1 protein-coding gene is annotated in these 494 nt (G+C 65.6%); it reads left to right on the top strand.

The window, feature by feature from the left end; translation table 11 throughout:
- Positions 1–494, top strand: a 494-nt coding sequence (locus tag VTU_RS33860; protein ID WP_010107258.1) for an Ig-like domain-containing protein, incomplete at both ends; no start/stop codon positions are given.

The following is a 494-nucleotide window of genomic DNA, read 5'->3' as shown; positions in this document are numbered from 1 at the left end:
GGGAGGCACCCGGCTCCCCACGCTCGCAGCGACCAACCCGATCACGATCGCCGACGACAAGCTGAGCCTTGGCGAGAGCACCACCGTCACCATCCGCTTCGCCGAAGCCATCGCGACCGACAGCTTTACCACCGACGACCTGCGCGTGAGCGGTTACGCGACGCTGTCCAACCTGCGCAGCACCGACGGCGGCACCACCTGGACGGTCACGCTGACGGCTCCAACCTCGCGGGATATATGGGCGACCGGATACTACAACCCCGGCAAGTACAGCTCAACGGGCAACCAGATCAGCGTCAACCTCACCGGCGTGACCAACCCCGCAGGCAACGCCGGTGTGGGCCAGGCCGTCTCCACGGTCACCTACGACATCGACGTCATGGCGCCCAGCGTCGTGATCAGTTTGGGCGACACCGTCCTCACCCCGGGCGAAACCACTACCGTCACCTTCAGCTTCAACGAGCCCGTCACCGGCTTTGACGCCGACGACATCG

It is taken from the genome of Verminephrobacter aporrectodeae subsp. tuberculatae At4, assembly GCF_000193225.1.
In the GTDB taxonomy this organism is placed as follows: Bacteria; Pseudomonadota; Gammaproteobacteria; order Burkholderiales; family Burkholderiaceae_C; genus Acidovorax; species Acidovorax aporrectodeae.
This window is presented reverse-complemented; position numbering and strand designations above follow the sequence as displayed.